Source organism: Mesorhizobium sp. WSM4837 (assembly GCF_055811435.1).
Genome location: NZ_JBVVQE010000213.1, coordinates 1 through 866, shown reverse-complemented (window position 1 = coordinate 866; position 866 = coordinate 1). Strand labels below are relative to the sequence as shown.

General features: G+C 56.8%; 1 protein-coding gene and 1 pseudogene. One reads left to right on the top strand and one right to left on the bottom strand.

The features are described 5' to 3' along the window. Positions 1 to 2: 2 nt before the first annotated feature. Complete coding sequence (locus tag AC0L3D_RS36770; protein ID WP_473630635.1) at positions 3 to 485, bottom strand: pyridoxamine 5'-phosphate oxidase family protein; 483 nt, start codon at positions 483 to 485, stop codon at positions 3 to 5. A gap of 196 nt (positions 486 to 681) precedes the next feature. Here AC0L3D_RS36770 and AC0L3D_RS36765 point away from each other — a divergent pair. Further along, positions 682 to 866: pseudogene (locus AC0L3D_RS36765) on the top strand (low affinity iron permease family protein); the annotation flags it as partial.

Sequence of the window (866 nt, the reverse complement as noted above, 5' to 3'; positions counted from 1 at the left end):
GGTTACTTCATGCGAACCTGTGCCACGCTGTCCCTGTAGTCCGCTTTCGGGTCGCCCATCCCGAGGAAAAGTTTCACCCCGGCGACGATACTGGATGCATCTTTCCAGATTTCGGCGTCCGCAGGATCGAACCTGAGCAAGCACAGCTTCGGATCTTCCTTGCCTCCTTCGAACCATGCGGCGACGAAGCGGTTCCACAAGCGGTCGATGACTGCCCGATCATTGTCGATCCTCAGTGTGCCTTGGACGGTGGCGAACAGGTCGTGTCCCTTGGCGGAGTAGACCAGTGTCGCTTCCTTTGCAGATGCAACGGCCTCGGCCAAGTCGGTGTCCTTCGCTGTGAAGAAGTAGATAACGTTGCGATCACCATCGAACTGCGCTGTCATCGGTCGAGGGTGGACGCTCGGGACGCCGATCATTGCCGTCATGTCGGAACGGATCGAATCCCAAAACTTGCTTTTGAATTCCTCATCGTTGTCGGGCATGGCTTGTCTCCTGTGAGAACGCCAAACGCCGCGTGTCTGCCGTGGTTCCAAGCACGTACCTGGAATATAAGGAGTTCCGCCCGCCCAGATCGGGACGGCCCGAGGACCAACATGGGCAGTAGGCCAACAAAAAGAGGGTGCCATTGACGAGCACCCGAAATGCGGCCCAATCGGATCACATCGTACGGGGATTCCCATGAACCGATTTCTCTTCGTGATAGCCGACTTTCTGTCCCGTCCGCCCGGCTTCTATGTGCTGCTCGCTGCGATGATAGCCTGCACTGCGATGGTTCCGTTTGGGCTAACAAACGTAATCACCTATGCGCTTTCTGTAGCTGCGATAGTGATTACCGGGGTCGTACTGATCCAGGGTTACCGCGA

Bases quoted from the DNA above. Each gene is read 5' to 3' on its own strand.
- AC0L3D_RS36770 (WP_473630635.1), bottom strand. From the start codon at position 485: ATGCCCGACAACGATGAGGAATTCAAAAGCAAGTTTTGGGATTCGATC.